The organism is Sphingomonas zeicaulis (assembly GCF_050433225.1).
GTDB classification, from domain to species: Bacteria; Pseudomonadota; Alphaproteobacteria; order Sphingomonadales; family Sphingomonadaceae; genus Sphingomonas_D; species Sphingomonas_D zeicaulis.
Genome location: NZ_JBNPXQ010000003.1, coordinates 43,587 through 62,572, shown reverse-complemented (window position 1 = coordinate 62,572; position 18,986 = coordinate 43,587). Strand labels below are relative to the sequence as shown.

Annotated in this window: 15 protein-coding genes; 6 read left to right on the top strand and 9 right to left on the bottom strand. The window is 67.8% G+C overall.

From position 1 onward, the window contains the following. Positions 1–3 precede the first annotated feature (3 nt). The 4 genes from FHS96_RS13095 to FHS96_RS13080 all read right to left on the bottom strand — a co-directional run bounded on the left by FHS96_RS13095 (position 4) and on the right by FHS96_RS13080 (position 7,511). Positions 4–1,059 (bottom strand): DUF1176 domain-containing protein, encoded by a 1,056-nt coding sequence (locus FHS96_RS13095; protein WP_429591943.1) that lies wholly within the window; start codon positions 1,057–1,059, stop codon positions 4–6. Next, positions 1,056–3,458 (bottom strand): hypothetical protein, encoded by a 2,403-nt coding sequence (locus FHS96_RS13090; protein WP_429591940.1) that lies wholly within the window; start codon positions 3,456–3,458, stop codon positions 1,056–1,058. Before FHS96_RS13090 ends, FHS96_RS13095 begins: the two co-directional genes overlap by 4 nt. 80 nt (positions 3,459–3,538) lie before the next feature. Continuing rightward, the gene (locus tag FHS96_RS13085; RefSeq protein WP_429591937.1) at positions 3,539–6,880 is read right to left on the bottom strand and encodes a transglutaminase family protein; all 3,342 of its coding nucleotides are present in this window, start codon (positions 6,878–6,880) and stop codon (positions 3,539–3,541) included. Positions 6,881–6,941: 61 nt separating this feature from the next. Next, on the bottom strand, positions 6,942–7,511 hold the full coding sequence (locus tag FHS96_RS13080; protein WP_429593057.1) for a peptidase S14: 570 nt from the start codon (positions 7,509–7,511) through the stop codon (positions 6,942–6,944). Between the two features lie 232 nt (positions 7,512–7,743). On the opposite strand from FHS96_RS13080, the gene FHS96_RS13075 reads away from it, so the two are divergent. Together FHS96_RS13075 and FHS96_RS13070 are read left to right on the top strand one after the other, a co-directional pair. Continuing rightward, positions 7,744–8,994 (top strand): flavin monoamine oxidase family protein, encoded by a 1,251-nt coding sequence (locus tag FHS96_RS13075; RefSeq protein WP_429591934.1) that lies wholly within the window; start codon positions 7,744–7,746, stop codon positions 8,992–8,994. Then, a complete protein-coding gene (locus FHS96_RS13070) occupies positions 8,991–10,532 on the top strand; it encodes a cation:proton antiporter (protein WP_429591931.1) in 1,542 nt (513 codons plus the stop codon). Before FHS96_RS13075 ends, FHS96_RS13070 begins: the two co-directional genes overlap by 4 nt. A 225-nt stretch (positions 10,533–10,757) precedes the next feature. Here the strand turns inward: FHS96_RS13070 and FHS96_RS13065 are convergent, their stop codons facing one another. Continuing rightward, the gene (locus FHS96_RS13065; RefSeq protein WP_429591928.1) at positions 10,758–12,440 is read right to left on the bottom strand and encodes an adenylate/guanylate cyclase domain-containing protein; all 1,683 of its coding nucleotides are present in this window, start codon (positions 12,438–12,440) and stop codon (positions 10,758–10,760) included. 125 nt (positions 12,441–12,565) lie between these two features. Between FHS96_RS13065 and queC the strand changes: the two genes are divergently transcribed. Together queC and queE are read left to right on the top strand one after the other, a co-directional pair. Continuing rightward, the gene (gene queC / locus FHS96_RS13060; protein WP_429591925.1) at positions 12,566–13,258 is read left to right on the top strand and encodes a 7-cyano-7-deazaguanine synthase QueC; all 693 of its coding nucleotides are present in this window, start codon (positions 12,566–12,568) and stop codon (positions 13,256–13,258) included. A gap of 1 nt (position 13,259) precedes the next feature. Continuing rightward, positions 13,260–13,898, top strand: coding sequence for a 7-carboxy-7-deazaguanine synthase (gene queE, locus FHS96_RS13055; RefSeq protein ID WP_429591922.1), 639 nt, complete (start codon positions 13,260–13,262; stop codon positions 13,896–13,898). 54 nt (positions 13,899–13,952) lie between these two features. Here the strand turns inward: queE and FHS96_RS13050 are convergent, their stop codons facing one another. From FHS96_RS13050 to lipB, 3 genes are all read right to left on the bottom strand, one after another. Further along, positions 13,953–14,591, bottom strand: coding sequence for a hypothetical protein (locus FHS96_RS13050; RefSeq protein WP_429591919.1), 639 nt, complete (start codon positions 14,589–14,591; stop codon positions 13,953–13,955). A gap of 265 nt (positions 14,592–14,856) precedes the next feature. Continuing rightward, entirely contained in the window at positions 14,857–15,093 is a 237-nt protein-coding gene (locus tag FHS96_RS13045) for a hypothetical protein (RefSeq protein WP_429591916.1), read from the bottom strand. 61 nt (positions 15,094–15,154) lie between these two features. Next, on the bottom strand, positions 15,155–15,841 hold the full coding sequence (gene lipB, locus FHS96_RS13040; RefSeq protein ID WP_429591913.1) for a lipoyl(octanoyl) transferase LipB: 687 nt from the start codon (positions 15,839–15,841) through the stop codon (positions 15,155–15,157). A 99-nt stretch (positions 15,842–15,940) separates the two neighbouring features. On the opposite strand from lipB, the gene FHS96_RS13035 reads away from it, so the two are divergent. Together FHS96_RS13035 and FHS96_RS13030 are read left to right on the top strand one after the other, a co-directional pair. Next, on the top strand, positions 15,941–16,741 hold the full coding sequence (locus tag FHS96_RS13035) for a hypothetical protein (protein ID WP_429591910.1): 801 nt from the start codon (positions 15,941–15,943) through the stop codon (positions 16,739–16,741). 62 nt (positions 16,742–16,803) lie between these two features. Further along, complete coding sequence (locus FHS96_RS13030; protein WP_429591907.1) at positions 16,804–17,493, top strand: hypothetical protein; 690 nt, start codon at positions 16,804–16,806, stop codon at positions 17,491–17,493. Here the strand turns inward: FHS96_RS13030 and glpD are convergent. Continuing rightward, positions 17,477–18,946 carry a glycerol-3-phosphate dehydrogenase gene (gene glpD / locus FHS96_RS13025; RefSeq protein ID WP_429591904.1) on the bottom strand — a complete coding sequence of 490 codons (1,470 nt, stop codon included), beginning with the start codon at positions 18,944–18,946 and terminating at the stop codon, positions 17,477–17,479. The two genes, FHS96_RS13030 and glpD, sit on opposite strands and share 17 nt — an antisense overlap. Between the last annotated feature and the right edge of the window lie 40 nt (positions 18,947–18,986).

Genomic DNA, 18,986 nt, shown 5'->3' with positions numbered 1-18,986 from the left:
GGATCAGCGACCGATTAACGTGTTCGGCGCGGCGGTCGGCACAGCCCACACCCGGATCCATTGAACACTGCCACGGCACGCGCTCATCGCGCGCTGCTCGATCAGGCGAAACGCCTCGCCATCCCAGGCGAAGCGCTGGCTGGTGCCGCAATCGCCGTTTGCGCTGCCGGCGAGACGGCTCGTGATCGTGCCCATATCCTTGTCCCATTCAGGGTTGAGCAGTAGCGTCTGGCCGTGCTCGGCGGCGTAGCCGGTGGGGTGGTCGAACCGCACATAGTCCGCCGCCAGCCCCTTCTTGCGGCCGGTACTCGTGACGAGGAAAGGCAGCGCGGAGCGATTGTTGGCGCCGCCGCCGCAGGATAGCAGCAGCAGGCTGCGCCGCTCGTCAATCCGGAACCAGTCTTCCTGTCGAGTGGCGGCGTCCGCCCCGATATCGCAGGCATTGGCTTCCCGCAACGCTGTCACCGACCGCGGGCTCAGCCGGTCGGGCGGCGCGATGCGGGTGGCGACGGGAATGGCGATCGGCGGCGGCAATTCCCGCGCGGGCACCTCGATCGCCGGGCGATCCCCCTTGTCCACGATGGCGGTCGGCGTACCGGTGCGCCCCTGCACGGCATCTGACTGCCTGAGCGCGGCGGTGATGCCCGCCAGCGAGGCGCGGCCGACGACGATGCCCTGAACATCGATCAGTTCAATGCGGTCGGCCTTCAGCAGCACGGGCAGCAGCATGTCGGTGGCGACCGTGCCGAAGCGGACCGCACCATTCTCGATGCGCAGCGGCTGGGGCCAGCGCTTGCCATCGACCAGCAGCGCGATCGGCCGCCGTTCCTCGACCAGCGGGATGGCGATCGTCGCCTGGCCGCCGGCGCCGGCGCGGCGCGAGACCGTGACGAAGGCGGGCACTTCCTCACCCTCGGTGGCGAGCGCCTGCGCCTCGCAATCCCTCACATTGTCGCAACCGACCACCCAGTCGGCGAAGACCTGCAGCTCGCCCGGTTTTGCATCCTGCGCGAGAGCGGGGGTGGCGATCAGCGATATCGCGGCGGCCAGCGCCTTCATGGCTTTGCCGCCGGCACCACGATGCTGTGGACGAGCTCGGGTGCGTCGCGCAGCCGCAGATAGAGCTTTCCATCGGCCGCGAGCGGCCCCGTAAATACCCCCCCGGTAAACCCCTGCGGCACCCGGTTTGCCCCTGAAAAATCCGGAGTGGCAGACACCGCATCGATCAGGAAAAGCCGGCTGCCGCGGATCTCGCAATTTTCGGCTGTGCAATATATTGCATCGATCCGCGGCTGCCGAACGAGTGTCGCGAGCGGCTGCCAATCGCCGGTTACGCCCTGGCGGACGACGCGGAAACGCAGCGGACCGAACGAGGACGGCCCGAGAGCGGCGGCATCGACGTTGGCGATCAGGATTTCGGCGCTTTCCAACTGAAGCCCGCGACCAGCGGAGAGCTTCGCGGCAATGCGATCGTCGGCGGTGGCGATGTCGATCGCGTCGCCGGTGCCGAAACGGATGCCGGCGGGCGCGCGCAGCGAGAAGGTGAGGCGGGCGGTATCGGGCAGCACGTCGGGGCTGCCGGGCACCAGCGGCAGCGCGGGTGCCTCTCCCGCGGGCGCGATGCTCTTGCCGACCAGCGCGACCTGGACGCGCGGTTCGGCGACGCGCACCGACAGGCCGACGTTGCGCCCGTCATCGAGCGCAATCTTCGCCGGCAGGCTGGCGCCGGCCTCGGGCTTCGCGGTGCCCGCCCCGCCTTCGGCGACGATGCGCAGCCGATCGCTGTCGCCTTCGCGGGTCAGTCCGTCGGGACGGAAGCGGCGGCCGCCGATCTCGACATTCGCCACCTGATCAAGCCGGCGTCCGGCGAGCACCGCCCAGTCGTCGCCGGCGTGAAGCGTCAGCGTGTCGAGCCGGCTGGCTTCGGAAAAGGCTCGGACGGGGATGGCCGCAGTCTTGTCGATCCCGGCACGGCGGATCTCCAGCGTGAGTTCGCCGGGGCGTGCGTCCTTCAGCGGCAGGTCGACCGCGATCATGTCGCCGCCCACCGTCTTCCAGGTGAGCGGGCGCGGCGCCGAATTGGGCTGGCGCAGGCTGATGCTGTCGACGCAGGCCGCCGCATCGCCCTTGAGCCGGAGCACGTTGTCGCGTCCCACTACGACATTCTCGTCGAGCGGCCGCCAGGGCGCGTCGGTCGCGAATTGCAACGCGAAATCGGGGCCGTCGAAGGGCTTGAAGCCCCAGATCGCCCGCAGATGTCCGGTGGCGCTGGTGCCAAAGCCCTCGGGTCGCCAATTGGGATCGCTCACCACATAGCCGCCGCGATCGGCGCGCGCGGTCAGCGGCACCTCTACCTTGCTGCCATTGGCGGCGGTCAGTTGCAGCGTCGCATCCCGCGCATAGCCCGTCGAATAGATCAGCGGGGCGCCTTCCACCGGCAACACCAGCCCGGGCCGCGTCGCGCAGATCGCGCCATCCGCGCCATTGCGCAGCGGCGGCGGCTGATCCGCCTCTACCGTCGGCATCGCGACGACCAGCACCGATTTGGGCGCGGTGAAGGATGGCGCGCTGTTGAGCATCAGCGACACCTTGTCGTCACGCTGCAGGCCGAGCGCGGGCAGATAATCGAATTGCGGGCTGTTGAAGGCACCGAAGATCTTCGCGAGATCGCGCGCCACCGCGATATAGGCGCTGTAATAGCCCTGCCCGCCGACGCGGGTGGAACTGATCTGAAGCGCAAGGTCGGTGGGTGCGCCGACCAGCGTCTCGGTCATCGAGCTTGTGTGGACGTCCGCCAGCACCAGCGACTCCCGATTTTCGAGCAGGCAGTTGGCCTGAAGCTCGATCACCTTCTGAAGGCATTCGGCGTTGAGCTTGGTGCTGAGGCTGCTGGCAAGCACCGGCGCGACGCGTTTCAGATATTCCGGGTGCAGATTTTCCTGCGCGCGGATCGCCGCCATGAACGTGTCGAGCCGCGAGCGATCGAGCGAGGCCTGGTTGAGTTCCTGCGCGGCACGTACGAACTCGCCGGGCTTGCCACGTACCGCCTTGGTGACGCTGCCATAATCGCCGCCGGTCTCCGGCACCATGAACAGTACGAGCTGCCGCGCGCCTTCAGGCACCGTCAGCTTCAGCAGCCGATCCTTGTCCTTCTTCTTCCAGGTTTCCGCCTTGTCGATCCATTTGGTCGAGGGCGGGTTGGTCGCGCCGTGGAGGAAGGCGGAGACCAGCATATATTTCGCCGACTGGTCCGAAGGGAGGTCGGCGCCGATCTCGATCGTATCGCCGGCGGCGAGCGCGGGGACCTGGCCGATCGGCAAGGTGACGCCGTCGCGCGTGACCTTGGCGCGCAAGGTGGGCCCCGCCAGATCGAACGGCGGCGCATCGGCTCGAGCAGGGGCGAGCGGAACGGCGGCTGCCGCGAACAGCAGCGCAGACAGGGAAACGAAGGAACGCATGGCCTTAAGGTGCAGGATGAGGCGGGGAGATCAAGCGAATACTGGCCCCTCCCCTGAACGGGAAGGGGCCAATCGCGCGTTCAGATCCACGCCGCGCGGCGCAGATCCAGCGTCATCGGGAATTCGCCCGGAAGCTCTTCCGGCGGGATCGCCATGCGGCCTGGAGTGTGGCCATGATCCTGGAACCGCGCCTTGCGCCGCGCCTCCGCCTCATAGGCGTTGATCGGCACATCGTCGTAATTGCGGCCGCCGGGATGCGCGACATGATAGACGCAGCCGCCCAACGAGCGGCCGCTCCACTGGTCGAGCACGTCGAAGGTCAGCGGGGCATTGGCGGGAAGGCGCGGATGCAGCGTGTTGGCGGGCCACCACGCCTTGTAGCGCACGCCGCCCACCGCCTCGCCGGGCACGCCGGTGGAGGTCAGCGGCACACGGCGGCCATTGCAGGCGATGACATGGCGGCCGGGCACGAGGTTGGTCGCATGAACCTGCAGCCGTTCGGTCGCGCTGTCGACATAGCGCACAGTGCCGCCGATGGCGCCGGTTTCGCCAAGCACATGCCAGGGTTCCAGCGCATGCGCGATCTCCAGCTTGACGCCGCCCGCCTCGACGGTGCCGTGTACCGGGAAGCGGAACTGGCGCTGCGCCTCGAACCAGGAGGGGTCGAAGGCGTAGCCCGCACCGCGCAGGTCGCTGAGCACCTCGACGAAATCCGTCCACACGAAATGCGGCAGCATGAAGCGGTCATGCAGTGCAGTGCCCCAGCGCACGAGATTGCCCTGCTGCGGCTCGCGCCAGAACCAGGCGGTCAGCGCGCGCAGCACCAGTTGCTGCGCCAGGCTCATCTGCGCGTCGGGCGGCATTTCGAAGCCGCGGAATTCCACGAGGCCGAGGCGGCCGGTCGGCCCGTCCGGCGAGAACAGCTTGTCGATGCAGATCTCGGTGCGGTGGGTGTTGCCGGTCACGTCGACCAGCAGGTTGCGGAACAGCCGGTCGACCAGCCATGCAGGCGGTGTATCGCCGTCGCCGGGGGCGGGCACCTGCGCCAGCGCGATCTCGAGCTCGTAGAGCCCGTCATGCCGCGCCTCGTCGATACGCGGCGCCTGGCTGGTCGGCCCGATGAACAGGCCGGAGAACAGATAGCTGAGCGAGGGATGGCGCTGCCAGTAGAGGATGAAGCTCTTGAGCAGGTCCGGCCGGCGGATGAAGGGCGAATCATTGATGCTGGGGCCACCCAGCACGATGTGGTTGCCGCCGCCGGTGCCTACCGCGCGGCCATCGACCATGAACTTGTCCGCGGTCAGCCCGTGGCGCCGCGCCATCGCATAGAGTTCCTCGGTGATGTCCACCGTTTCCGCCCAGCTTGCCGCCGGGTGGACGTTGACCTCGATCACGCCGGGGTCGGGCGTGACGCGCAATACCTTCAGCCGCGGATCGGACGGCGGCGGATAGCCTTCGATCCGCACGGGAATTTGCAGCGCCTCCGCTGTCTCCTCGACCGCGGCGATCAGCTCCAGATAATCCTCCAGCGCGCGCGTCGGCGGGATGAAGATGGTGAGGTAGTGCGCCTTGGGCTCGACGGTGATCGCCGTGCGCACCGCGCCGCCGATCGCCGGGCCCTGCTCCACGCGCGGCTGCTGGGGCGGCGGTGGCGCGGAGGCCGGCCGCTGCACGCGCGGGGCCACGGCGTTGCCGCCGGGCCCGCGTTCCGTGCGGAAGTCGGGCAGCGGTTCCAGCGGCTCGCTGGTGTCGCGCGGATTGATATAGGGATAGTCGGCGGGCGCGACATAGGGCAGCGATTCCAGCGGCAGGCGATATCCCAGCGCCGAATCGCCCGGCACCGCGAACAGCCGCCCGCGGCGCACCGACCAGAGCTCGCTCAGCCAGCCCTGCGCCTGCTTCGTCTGCCAGCGCTGCACCGGCAGCACGTAGCCGACGGCGTTGCCGAGCCCGCGCTCGAACGTCCGCACCATGCGGGCGCGCACCTCGGGATCGTCGATCTTCGGATCGGTCGCCGCAGTGTTCGCGGGCAGTTCCGCTTCCTTGAGCGACCAGGCGACCGGATCCTCATAGACCGGCAGGATGAAATCACGCTTCACGCCGAGCGCGTCGGTCAGCCCAGCAAGGAACTGCGCCGCCTGATCGGCGGTGGTCGCAGGCCGGCCATCGCCGTCCTCTGTCGCGATCAGCGCGGTGTTGCGCCACACCGGAATGCCGTCACCGCGCCAATAGACCGAGAAGGCCCAACGCGGCAGGCTTTCGCCGGGATACCATTTGCCCTGACCGTGATGGATCATGCCGCCGGGGGCGAAGCGATCGCGCATCTCGCGCACCAGCTTGTCGGCAAAGCCCGCCTTGGTCGGACCCACCGCCTCGCCATTCCATTCGGGCGCCTCGCCGGCGCCCACCGCGACGAAGGTCGGCTCGCCGCCCGTCGTCAGCCGCACGTCCTGCGCGACCAGATCCTTGTCCACCTGCTCACCGAGCGCCTGCACCGCTGCCCAGCGTGCATCTGTGAAGGGCTTGGTGATGCGCACCGCTTCGGCGATGCGCGCCACGCTCATCTCGAAGCGGAAATCGACTTCCGCGGGTTCGGCAAGGCCGGAGATCGGCGCGGCGGAGCGATAGTGTGGCGTCGCGCACAGCGGGATATGGCCTTCCCCGGCGAACATGCCGGAGGTTGCATCCATCGCCACCCAGCCGGCGCCAGGTACATAGGCTTCCGCCCAGGCGTGCAGGTCGACCACGTCCTGGGTGACGCCCTTTGGCCCGTCGACCGGCTCGACATCCGCCACGAGCTGGATCGAATAGCCGGAGACGAAGCGGGCGGCGAAACCCAGCCGGCGCAGCAACTGCACCAGCAGCCAGGCACTGTCACGACACGATCCGGTGCCGACCTCCAGCGTTTCCTCGGGCGTCTGCACGCCCGATTCCATGCGGATCACATAACCGACGCGCTTCTGCAGCCCGCTGTTGATGTCGACCAGGAAGTCGATCGTGCGGCCTTCATGCCCCTCATGCTCTGCGACCAGTTCCTCGAACAGCGCGCCCTTGGCTTCCTCGTCCACCTCGAAATAGGCGGCGAGATCGCTGGTCAGCGCATCGTCGTAGGTGAAGGGATATTGTTCGGCATAGGGTTCGACGAAGAAGTCGAACGGGTTGATGACGTCGAGGTCCGCCAGCAGATCCACCTCGATCTGGAAATGGTCGACCGGATCGGGGAAGACGATGCGCGCCTGCCAATTGCCGTGCGGATCCTGCTGCCAATTGAGGAAGTGCCCCTGCGGCTCGATCTTGAGCGCGTAGTTCGGCACCTTGGTGCGGCTGTGGGGCGCCGGCCGCAGGCGGATGACCTGCGGCCCCAGCCTGATCGGCCGGTCATAATGATAGGCGGTGAGGTGGTGGACAGCGGCCTTGAGCATGGCGCCTAGAGAACGTCATCCGGTGGTGCGGCGCAACATGAATTTGCGCCATCCCTGAAACTCAGATCACCGCCTCGATCAGGCCGAGCTGCTGCGCCTCGTTGGCCTCGAGGTACCAGTTCTCGGTGGCGCGGTTCAGCACCTCGTCCATCGTCACGCTTGAGCCCAGGATCAGGTTCTGAAAGCCCTCGTTCTGGATCTCGATCGAGGCCTGGATCTCATGCAGCGTCTGCTTCAGCGTGGCGATGCAGGAGGTGAGGGGCCCCTGGAGATTGATCTGCTTGGTCAGGAGGCGCTCGTGGATCATCAGCCGCGTGCCGCGGGCGAGATATCGATTGCCGCGCGCGAAGAAGCCCATGAAGGTGGCGCCCGCGGAATAGATCGCGGTCTTGCCGAGGAAGACGATGCGGCGCTCGGGATGAAGATCGCTGTGATAGCGGATATCCTCGCCCATCATCCGCGCGACCTCGGGGTCGCCGCCCAACGTCGACAGTTCGACGACGACCAGCCCCTCGCGCGGCGCGTTGGACAGCGCCTGCCGGAAGAACTGGTACATGTTGTAGTCGACCGGCCCCGTCAGCATGACCGCGGGAAATTCGAAGTCGGCGGCGCTCAGCAGCTCGATGGGCATGGCGGACATCAGTCTCTCCGGATTGCGATGGCGGCCGACAGAACGACGATGGTGCGGGGAAGTTGCATCCGCTGCGGCACTTGCTGCTGATACCGTGCCGCTCGGTCTGCGACCGATCGAGTGAGGATCCGCTCAGGCGCCGCGCGGGCTTAACCAAGTTGCGATGAGTTCATGCTCATCGCGGCTTGGTATAAGCCTGCGAGCGAAGGTGCCGCGAATCGTGGGCGGGTGCATGGCCGGACTGGACGTTGCCATCGTCGGGGGCGGGGTTGCGGGCATCGCCGCGGCACGCCGCCTGCAGGAACTGGGGCGCAGCATATTGCTGGTGGAGGCGCTGCCACGTCTCGGCGGCCGCGCGCACACCGTCTCGCTTGCCGGCCATGCCATCGATCTCGGCTGCGGCTGGCTACACAGCGCCGAGCGCAACCCGCTCGCGCCGATCGCCGAAAGCCTTGGATTGCGCTTCGATCGCAGCGAGGGGGCGTGGTGCCGGCAGCTCCGCAACCTCGGCATCTCGGCGCATGACCAGCACGCCGCCTGGACCGCCTATGAGCGCTGGGGCGAACGGCTGCGGCACGATCCTCCGCCAAGCGATTGCGCGGCGGATGCGATGCCCGCCGACGATCGCTGGCGTGGCTTCGTCGACGGGCTCAGCAGCTTCGTCAACGGTACCGAGCTCGATCGGCTGTCGGCGGCGGATTTCGTCAACTATGATGATGCCGCGACCGAGACCAACTGGCGGCTGGAGAGCGGCTATGGCGCCTTCCTCGCCGGGCTGGGCGGCGCCGTGCCCACAAGGCTCGGCACACCGGTGACTGCCATTGCGATGGATGCGGGCGTCACGCTGGAGACCGCGGACGGGGCGATCCGGGCGCGGGCCGCCATCGTCGCCGTATCTACGGCGGTGCTCTCACAGGGCGGCGTCCGGTTGCCCGGCGTGGCCGACGATCATATCCATGCCGCCGCCGGTCTGCCGCTGGGTCTCGCCGACAAGATCTTCTTCGCGATGGCGGAGCCCGAGATGGTGCCGCCCGAATCGCATCTTCTCGGCCGCGCCGACAGCGCCGCTACGGGCAGCTACTATCTCCGTCCGTTTGGCCGGCCGCTGATCGAATGCTATCTCGGCGGGCGACAGGCTGAGGCGTTGGAGCGTGGGGGCGAAGCGGCCGCGAACGCCTTCGCGATCGAAGAGCTGCGCCACCTGCTCGGCAGCGATTTCGTGAAAGGGCTGACGCCGCTGGTCGTCACCCAATGGCGGCGCGAACCGACGATCGGCGGTTCCTACAGCCATGCGTTGCCGGGGCGCGCGGCGGCGCGCGTTACGCTCGCCCGGCCGGTGGACGAGCGGCTGTGCTTCGCGGGAGAGGCCTGCTCGGTCACCGATTTCTCGACCGCGCATGGCGCCTGGCAGAGCGGCATCGCGGCGGCCGACGCGATCGATCGCGGGCTCGGCATGCGGCAAGCGCAGGGGGGCCGCGCATGACCTTCCTCGAAAGCCTGTTGCTGCTGCTCGCGATCGCGCTGCTACTGCTCCAAGTCTCACGCCGTTTGGCGATCCCGTATCCGACGATGCTGGCGGCAGCCGGACTGGTGCTGGCGCTTGTGCCGGGCACGCCCGCGATCGGCCTCGACCCGCAATTGTCGCTGGCGCTGTTCATCGCACCTGCCTTGCTCGATGCCGCCTACGACTTCCCGATCTCGTCGGCGCGATCCTTGTGGCGGCCGCTGGCGGCGCTGGCGATTGGCGCAGTGCTGATCAGCGCGGCGGCGGTCGCCGGGCTGGGCGTCGCGCTTGCCGGACTGCCGCTCTACGCTGCGATCGCGCTGGGCGCGATCGTCTCGCCGCCCGATGCGGCAGCGGCGACGGCGGTGCTCAGCAGCGTGCGCATGCCGTCACGTACCGTCACGGTGTTGCGTGGCGAAAGTCTGCTCAACGACGCAACCGCGCTGCTGCTGTTCACCGGCGCGCTCGCCTTTCATGAAAGCCATGCGGTCGATGGCGCACTGGCGGTGCGGCTCGGGCTCGCGGCGCCCGGCGGCATCCTGCTGGGGATCGTCTGCGGGCGGCTGTTTCTCTGGCTGCGGCGCTATACCAACGGGACACTGGGCGGGAATGCCGCCGAATTCCTGATGACGTTCGGGATGTGGATCATCGCCGAGCGACTGCATTTGTCGGCGGTGCTATGCCTCGTCGCGCTGGGCATGACGATAGGCCATGCCGGCAATATCCAGACGCCGCCGCGCATGCGCATCCAGAGCTTCGCGACGTGGGATACCATGGTGTTCGTGCTCAACGTGCTCGCCTTCCTGCTGATGGGGCTGCAGGCACGCACGATCGTGGGGGAAATGTCGGCGGAGCGGCTGCGCGAGGCGGCATGGTTCGCGGGCGCTGTGGTGCTGTGCGTGATCGTGGTGCGGATGGCATGGGTGCTGATCTACAACCGGCTGGCCTGGCATCTTCCCGGGGTCCGCGGCGCGGGGCGGGCGGCAACTTTCCGGCAGGGCATTCTCGTCGGCTGGGCTGGGATGCGCGGTCTGGTGACATTGGCGGGCGCCTTCGCGCTGCCCGCCAGCTTCCCGCAGCGCGACCTGATCGTGCTCGCCGCCTTCGCAGTGGTGCTGGTGACGCTGGTGCTGCAAGGGCTGACATTGGCGCCGCTGGTGCGCCTGCTGGGGCTCGATACCGGCGACGGCATCGATGGCGAGCTGGTCGAGGGGCGGGCGGAACTGGCCCGCCATGCGCTCGGCGCACTCGATGCCGAAAAGGGGCAGATGGCCGATCATTGGCGGCTGTCGTTCGAGGTCGCCCGCATTGCCGCGGTCCATCCGTTCGATCGGTCCCTGATCGACGAGAAGCGCCGCGTCGGGCTCGCCGCGATCCACCGTCAGCGGGCGCGGCTTGAGGAACTGCTTCACGAGGAGAAAGTGAGCGCCGATGCGTTCCTGATCCTGCAGGAAGAACTGGACTTTGCCGAGGTTGCGTTGATCAGCGAGGCGGAGCGGCATATCGAGGCGAATTGAGCAGGGGGCGAGCCCGTTACTTGAACCTACGTCAAGCCTCTCCCCTCCCCTTCAGGGGAGGGGCTCGGGGGTGGGGAGCGAGGGCGGGGGCTCAATGCCCCCGACGCCGCGGTTTCCGGCATTGCCGGAAGCTCGCTACGTTCGCCCCGACCCCAACCCCTTCCCTGAAGGGGAGGGGGAATTATTGCAGGTTTCCGTCTCGGCGCTCGGACAATCCACCCGCGCCTATTTCGTCTCCATCTTCCACACCCCTGACCAGCCGAGCGGCGGATCGGCGGCCAGCGCCGCGGTGCGGGCGGCGAGCAGGCGGGCGGGGCCGTCGGTGGGGGCGAGGGCGAGGCAGGCGTCGAACCCCTCTTGCGCTGTCGCCCAATCGCCCTCCCGGTAGGCCGCAAAGGCGGCGTCATAGCGCTCGACCAGTTCGTCCCGCGCGGCGTCGCCGTCGAGGCCGCGCAGTTCGAAGATCGCGCTCGCCTCGCTGCGGCCCTTGAGGATGACGCAATCGACCTGCCGCACCGCGATCGCCGCGCCCGCCTGATCGCGGACCGCCTGGTCGATCAGGATGCGCGTGCCGTAGAATTTGTTGGCGCTTTCCAGCCGAGATCCGGCGTTGACCACATCGCCCATCACGGTGAAGTTGCGCGCCGCATCCGATCCGATGCTCCCCACCACCGCCTCGCCGGAAGACAGGCCGATGCGGATGTCGATCGGCGGCAGATCGTGGCGCAGCCGCATGAGATCGGGCAACTGGCGGCGGAACTCCGCGAGGCGATCGAACTGCGCCAGGGCGGCGCGGCAGGCGGCCTCCGCCTGATTGCCCTCGGTGACGAACGGTGCCGTCCAGAACGCCATCACCGCATCGCCGATATATTTGTCGATGATGCCATGTTCGGCGCGGATCGCTTCGGACATCGCGCTGAAATAGGCGTTCATCAGGGTCACCAGCCCATCCGGCGTCAGCCGGTCGGCGATGGGGGTGAAGCCGACGAGGTCGGAGAAGAAGATGGTGACCGACTGGCGCTGCCCGGCCATCGATCGCTGCGCGTCGGCCGAGATCAGGGTGGAAACGATGCGCGGGTCAATATAGCGGCCGAAGGTCGCCTTGATCTCCTCCTTCAACCGCAATTCGCCGATCATCGCGTTGAACGCGCGGGTGACGTCGCCGATCTCGTCGGTGGTCGTCACCGGCACCTCGCGTTCGAGATTGCCGGACTGTACCGCCAGCGCGCCCTGCCGCAGCCGCTCGATCGGCCGGGTGAGGCCGCGCGCCACGAGCCAGGCGAGATAGACGCCAACCAGTGCCGCGATGCCCACCAGTAGGCGGTTGGCATAGAGCGCCCGCTGCTCATTGGCCTGCACCATGTCGACGCTCTGGCGGGAGAAGACGGCGATATCGTCACTGAGATCGTCGACATGATGCTCGATCTCGATCGCGCGGTCGCGGGCGAGCGCACCGGCGATCCGCCCGGTCTCGCTGTCGCCCGCCGCGCACAGCCGGCGCACATCGGCGATCAACTGGCCATGACGCTCGGCGATTTCCGCCACCAGCGGCCGGAGTTCGACGAACTTGGAACGGTTGATCTCGAGGATGGCGATGCTCTCGCCGCGGCGGCGGATCGTCTCCATGGTCGCAAGCTGCTGCTGGATCGCCTTGCTCCGCCCTGCGAAGCCGGCGCCGCACAGGCCGGGTTCACGATGCAGGATCGCCCATTGTTCGGTCAGCATGGCGGCGCGCATATCCTTGGCGGCCAATGCGAAGGGCAGCATCGCTTCGGTGAAGGTCGCCAGCTGGCGATTGACCCGCGCAGTGGATTGCGACGCGAAGATCATCGCCGCGACCATTGCCGCCAAAAGCCCGATCGCCACGCCCAATATCTTCAACTGGATCGATCGATGGAAGCTGATCATCACATGCCCCCCGGCAACACTCAGCGCGGGAGTGGTCATGCCGGCGGGGCGCACGTCAAGGAGAATCGGGCGATTTACGGTGTCAGCGCTTGCGTTGCGGGCGCTTGGGGGATAGCCGCAGGCGCATGTCCCAATCCACATCGCCGCTTGCGGTCGTGCTGCTTTCGGGCGGCCTCGATTCGATGGTGAGCGCCGCGCGCGCCCGCGAAGACGGTTTTCGCCTGCTCGCGCTGACGATCGACTATAATCAGCGCCACACCGTCGAGATCGCATCGGCACGCCGCATCGCCAGGACGCTGGGCGCGGAGCGCCACATCGTGTTGCCGATGGACCTGCGCGGGTTCGGCGGATCCGCGTTGACCGACGACATCGCGGTGCCGAAGGGTGGGGTGGGGGACGATATCCCGGTCACCTATGTGCCTGCGCGCAACACGATCTTCCTCTCGCTGGCGCTGGGCTGGGCCGAGGCGACGGGCGCGCGCGACCTGTATGTCGGCGTCAACGCGCTCGATTATTCGGGCTATCCGGATTGCCGCCCCGAATTCATCGACGCGTTCGAGACGCTCGCCAACCTCGCCACCAAGGCGGGGGTGGAGGGGGACCGGTTCCGCATCCGCGCGCCGCTGCAGCACATGAGCAAGGCGGAGATCGTCAGCGAGGCGGCGCGGCTGGGGCTGGACGCGGGGATGAGCTGGTCCTGCTATGATCCGGCGCCCGGCGGCCTGCATTGCGGATATTGCGACAGTTGCCGGCTGCGCGCCAAGGGCTTCGAGGAGGCGGGCCTGCCCGATCCGACGGGCTACGCGCAGCAGCCCTGACATGGCGAATTATGCGGTCAAGGAAGCCTTCCTGACGTTGCAGGGGGAAGGCCGTCGCGCGGGCCGGCGGGCGGTGTTCGTCCGCTTTGCCGGCTGCAACCTGTGGACGGGCCGCGAAAAGGATCGCGCGACCGCGGTCTGCCGATTCTGCGACACCGATTTCGTCGGCACCGACGGCGATGGCGGTGGCCGCTTCGCCGATGCCGCGGCACTCGCCGCGCATGTCGGCGCGCTGTGGGGCATGGCCGAGGGGGCGCGGCCCTATGTCGTGCTGACCGGCGGCGAACCGCTGCTGCAGGTGGATGCGGCGCTGATCGATGCCTTGCACGATACCGGCTTCGAGATCGCGATCGAGAGCAACGGCACGATCGCGGCGCCACCAGGGATCGACTGGGTGTGCATCAGCCCCAAGGCCGGCAGCGCTGTGGTGCAGACGCGCGGCGACGAACTCAAGCTGGTCTGGCCGCAGGCGGGGATCGACCTTGCGGAGTTAGAGGGGTGGGACTTCGCCAACTTCCTCGTCCAGCCGATGGACGATGCCGAATATGCCGCCAATCGCGACGCCGCGGTTGCGCTTGCGATGGCCCGCCCGCTCTGGCGGCTGACCTTGCAGACGCACAAGATGCTGGGGCTGCGCTGAGGCGCGTTTTCTCCTCCCCGGCGCGCAGCGTCGGGGAGGAGAAATCAAGTCAGCTCAGCGCGCGACGCGGGTGTAGCCTACCCATGGGCAGCGCTTAAAGTCGTAGTTGTTGGTCTTGTCCCAGCAGAGCGAATTCAGGTTCGGCAGGTTGGGCCGATAATATTCCACGACATAATAATGGAATTTCAGCTCGCGCCGCGAGATCAGGCTGCTGCGCAGTTCGCGCATGCGGTTTTCCGCCAGTTCGTGAAACTTGCCCTGCCGCGTGTACAGGGCGGCAGTGCTGATATTGCCCGCGGCCTGGCAGAAACCGAGCTGTGCGCCGACGGTGGAGAAGGCGCTGTAGGTCTTGGTGCCGTAGATATCGAGCGCGTCCTGCCCGGCCTTCGCGGTCTTGTTGGTGCGTTTGAAATAGCCCGCGAGCACGTCGTACGAGCTTTTTAGCTCGGCGCGGTGATTTTGCAGGATCGCATTATAATTGGCGAGCGTGCCGAGTTGCGGCGCGAACTGGCATTGCAGCGCTGCGACATTCAGCGCCGCGCGCATGTTCCAGATCAGCGCCGCGCGATATTCGGCCGGCGTCGCGCCGGGCAGCGGCAGGCCGAGGCCAGGCTCGCTGCCGGTGACGGGGCCGGTCTCGAACGGCGTCGTCTTGTAAAAGAATTGCGCCGAAGCCGGCGCTGCTGTTCCCAATGCGCACGCGACCCCGACCGCGCCCGCTGCCGCCCTGGCGGCCCCTTGCCACGAGTTTCCCAACACGCTTCCCAAAACTCTCTCCCGTGAAGTGGGGATATTAGCCGGTTTTGGCCACGGCTCAACCTGTTTCCTCAACACCTTGTTAACGAATTCTGACCGATGCGCCCGATGCTGTCGCAAATCGGGCGGACGCCGGAATCATAAGGGCCGCCCGGATCACCCGGACGGCCCCTACATTCGCTGATGAGGCGAACGCGCGATCTTACATCGCGTTGCCGGCCATCATGTTGCTGTCCATCATGTTGCCGCTGTCGTTCATCATCGCATCGCCATCGGTCATGGTGTCGTTGGCGGTGCCATCCATCATCGGATCGGCTTCGTTCAGTTCGGTCGTGGTGTTGGTTTCGGCAGCGGGCTTCTCGCCGCCGCAGGCGGAAACGAGCAGGGCCGCACCGGCAACCATCGAAGCGGTCATCAGCTTGGAAACGAGGTGGCGCATATATGACTCCCTAGATTGTCGATTTGGCAGCTTCCGCCTAATACCCAAATCGAGGTAGACATTACCCGCAAAGGGCATGCCCCTCAAGGGTGGTCTGCCGCTGGAGCCGCGCGAGGAAAGCCGGTGCGGCCGCGCGCAGTGCCGCATCGAAGGCTTCCGCTGCATACGGAAGCCCCAGCCGGGCGAGGCTTGTCACCGGATAATCGGGCAGGCCACACGGCACGATGCCGCCGAAATGCGACAGATCCGGATCGACGTTCACCGAGAAGCCGTGGAGCGTCACCCAGCGCTTCACGCGCACGCCGATCGCGCCGATCTTGGCCTCCCGCCCGCCATCGTCGGTCCAGATCCCGACGCGCCCGTCGACCGCCCAGGCCCGCACGCCCAGCCGGTCGAGCGCGGCGATCACCCAGGCTTCCAGCCCATGAACGAAGCAGCGCACGTCACGCCCGCGGCGCTGCAGGTCGAGCTGGACATAGCCGACGCGCTGGCCGGGACCGTGGTAGGTATAGCGCCCGCCGCGCCCGGTGCTGAACACCGGGAAGCGCTGGTCGATCAGTTCGGCCGGATCGGCGCTGGTGCCGGCGGTGTAGAGCGGCGGATGCTGCAGCAGCCAGATGCGCTCCGCCGCCGTGCCCGCACGGATCGCCTGCGCGCGCGCTTCCATATCGTCATGCGCCGACGGATAGTCGGTGAGCCCCGGCGCCTGCTGCCATTCGACGCCGTCGAGATCGTCTGTCTGATCCATGCGCTGCACTTGGCCCCTGCCTTGCGCGGATGCAAGCGCAGGGCCGATCCCAATCGCCGGTTGTCGGGCAACGCCGCTTGCGGCAAGAGGGCCGCGCTCATGGCTCCAGCGACTCTCTCGATCAGCGCGGTGTGGGATCGCACCACCCGCCATCTCGCCGATCATTGGCGACCGGCGGCTTTGCTCGCGCTCGCCACGATCGGCGTCAATGATGCGTTCTCTTCGATCCTGCAGTCGACGCTCGCCACCGCGTCGCCCGCGATGCGGCTGACGGCGATGCTCCTGCTGCTCGTCGGCGCGCTGTGGTCGATCCTGGGGCAGATCGGCGTCACCATGCTGGGGCTGGACCGCGCGACGACGGCGCAGGGTGCGTTCGGCGGCGCTCTGCCGCGGCTGGGTGCGATGATCGGGGCGACCTTGCTGCTCGCGCTCGTCGGCATGCTCGGCGCGCTGCCGCTGGTCGGCGCGGTCGTGACGGGGGCGGCCGACCTGCAGGCACAGCCACCGGTGCTGCCGCCCTGGCTCGTCCTCTACATGCTGGCCTTCCTGATCGTGGTGCTGTGCACCTGGGCGCGGCTCATCCTGATCACGCCGCTGGTCGCGACGGGGACGGGGCCGATCGCGGCGATCCGCATCTCGTTCGCCGCCACGCGCGGCTTCTTCTGGCGGATCTTCGGCACCCTGCTGCTGTATCTGCTGGTGTCGGGGGTGGTCGCGCTTGCCGTCGGCTCCGTGTTAGGCCTTGTCTTTCGCCTGCTCGCGCCGGGCATCGCCTGGCTGCTGGCGCCGGCCTTTACCGCCATTGCCTCCGCGCTGCTCTCGATGACGGCGCTCATCTTCATTGCCAAGCTGCACGAGGCGCTCGATCGCCGGCCCGGTGCATGGGAGCGGTTCGCCTGATACCCCCGACATCCCCGACTCCGCTCGATCGTCCGCCGGCTTATGATGCACTCTGGAAGGAGATGATCGAAACCTTCCGGCGTGAGCGGCCGCTGCTGCTCGCGATCGGCGGGTTCTTCATGCTGCTGCCGACCGCGCTGCTCTATGCCTTCCTGCCGGCGATGCCGCAGCCGGCCGCGGGCGACGATGCGTTCGCGATGATGCTTGCCTATTATCAGCAGCATCAGGCCGAATTCGTCTTGCACGCGCTGTGGGTGGCCTATGGCGAGCTGGCGATGACGGTGCTGCTCGCCGCGCCTGATCGGCCGACGGTGGGCGAGGCGCTGGTGCGCGCGCTGCGGCTGTATCCGTGGCACCTGCTGCAGCGGCTGGTGGTGATGCTGGCGATGATCGGCGGCGCGCTGATGTTCATATTGCCCGCGATCTATTTCGCCGGGCGACTGGTGCTGTGCACGCCGCTGCTGGCGTTGGGGGAGGGGCGCAGCCCGCTGGCGCTGATGCGTCGTTCGCAGGAACTGACGCGCGGCGCGGGGTGGCACATCGCCGCGTTCGTGATTCTCGTGTGGCTCGGCACGACCTTGTTCTCGTCGGCGGTGGGTACGATCTCGGCGGCGATGTTCAAGCCGTTCGGCACCGCCGGCGTCGCGCATGTTGCCGATGCGCTGGTGCAGGGCGCGGCGACGTTGCCCGGGTTGCTGCTCGGTACGCTGCTGCCGGTGGCGCTGCTGCGCCAGCTCAGGGCTGGCCGATAGCGCGCTCGCCGAGATAGCGTTCGATCCGCGCGGCGGTTTCGGGCGGTGCGACGATGCCCAGCTTGGTCCTGCGCCACAGCACGTCTTCCGCGGTGCGCGCCCATTCGCGCGTCACCAGCCAGTCGAGTTCGCGCGTGCCGAGCCCGCCGCCGAGATCCTCGCCCAGCGCCGTCGCGTCCGCGGCGTCGCCCAGCATGTCGTAGAGCAGCGATCCATAGGCGCGCGCCATCCGCTCGGCCCGCGCTTCGCCGAGGAACGGGTAGCGCGTGCGGATGTCGGCAAGGAAATCGCCGAACGCCGCGACATAGCCGCCCGGCAGCACGCGCGCGCGGCTTACGGGATGTGCATCGATGCCGATCGCGGGTGCGAGCTTCTTCAACGCATCCTCGGCCAACTGGCGCGCGGTGGTGATCTTGCCGCCGAACACCGAGAGGATCGGCGCCCCCGCCGCATCCAGTTCCAGCACATAGTCGCGCGTTACCGCGCGCGCCTCGCTGGCGCCGTCGTCATAGAGCGCGCGGACGCCGCTGTAGGTCCATAACACATCCTCGCGGCGAAGCTGCGACGCGAACCAGCGGTTGGCGGCGCCCAGCAGATAGTCGATCTCGCTCTCGTCGATACGCGCATCCTCCGGGCGCTCGACGGGGACGTCGGTGGTGCCGATCAGCAGCTTGTCGTCCAGCCAGGGGATGGCGAAGACGATGCGACGGTCGGGCTGCTGCAGCATATAGGCGTGGTCGCCGCGATATTGCGCCGGCACGATGATGTGGCTGCCCTTGACCAGCCGGATGCCGGCGGCGGCGTTGGCGCCGGTCAGTCGCAGCGCCTCCGTCACCCAGGGGCCGGCCGCGTTGACGATCGCGCGTGCGGTCACGTCCTTCCCGTCCGACAGCGTCGCCTGCCAGCCGCCCTCGATGCGACGCGCGCCGGTCAGCGCGGTGCGGGTGAGGATGGTCGCGCCATTGTCTGCGGCGTCGCGCGCGTTGAGCACGACCAGCCGGGCATCGTCCACCCAGGCGTCCGAATAAAGGAAGCCGCGCACCGCCGGATCCTTCAGCGGCGCGCGGATCGCGCCATCCTCCTCGCCCCAGCCGCGCGAGTGGGGCAGCGAGATGTGCCCGCCCATCCGGTCGTAGAGCATCAGCCCCAGCCGCACGAGCCACCAGGGTCGCAGCCCGTCTTCATGGGGCAGCGCGAAGCGCATCGGCCGGATCAGGTGGGGCGCCGCCGCCAGCAGCCGTTCGCGCTCCTTCAGCGCCTCCCGCACGAGCCCGAACTCATAATATTCCAGATAGCGCAGGCCGCCATGGATCAGCTTGGTCGAGGCGGAGGAGGTGGCGGAGGCGAGATCGTCGCGCTCCACGAGCAGCACCTTCTGGCCGAGCAACGCCGCTTCGCGTGCGATCGCCGCGCCGTTGATCCCGCCGCCGATGATGAGGATGTCATATTCCATGAGGTCTTCTCAGCATATCGGTTGGACGGGCGGGGCCAAC